The organism is Phaeovulum veldkampii DSM 11550 (assembly GCF_003034995.1).
Lineage (GTDB): Bacteria > Pseudomonadota > Alphaproteobacteria > Rhodobacterales > Rhodobacteraceae > Phaeovulum > Phaeovulum veldkampii.
Genome location: NZ_PZKF01000146.1, coordinates 1 through 395, shown reverse-complemented (window position 1 = coordinate 395; position 395 = coordinate 1). Strand labels below are relative to the sequence as shown.

Annotated in this window: 1 protein-coding gene; it reads right to left on the bottom strand. The window is 62.8% G+C overall.

Translation table 11 applies throughout. The features are described 5' to 3' along the window. Positions 1-221 precede the first annotated feature (221 nt). A partial coding sequence (locus C5F46_RS16335; RefSeq protein ID WP_181317786.1) for a transposase occupies positions 222-395 on the bottom strand: 174 nt, incomplete at its 5' end.

Here is a 395-nt window from a genome sequence, read left to right as displayed (position 1 = left end):
CCGACATTCCCCAAGTGGCCTGCCGTCTGACGTCAAGATCGCCTGATTTTGCCCGCTGGACAAGCGTTTTTCGCGCCGAGCGGCGTCTGCGGTCGCGCAAACGCCTGGAGTTGGGCGGATCGGGCCGCGAACCCGCGGCGTCTTTTCCCGGCAGCGACGTTTTTCAGCGCGGTGGGCAGACCTGTCGAGCCTCTTTCGTTGAGTTTTGGCCAATTTCGCGGTTACGCGCATAGCGGCGGCGTTCGCAATCGGTGGATGGCGGCAAGGATAGCCCTGACCATTGGGCCAGTCACGGCGACCTCGGCGAGTTGGAAGGTGATGGCGCGGGCGTGACGCACCACACGGGCACCGATCTTGATCAGTTTCAGCTGCAAGCTGGTCAAAGACCAATCGGC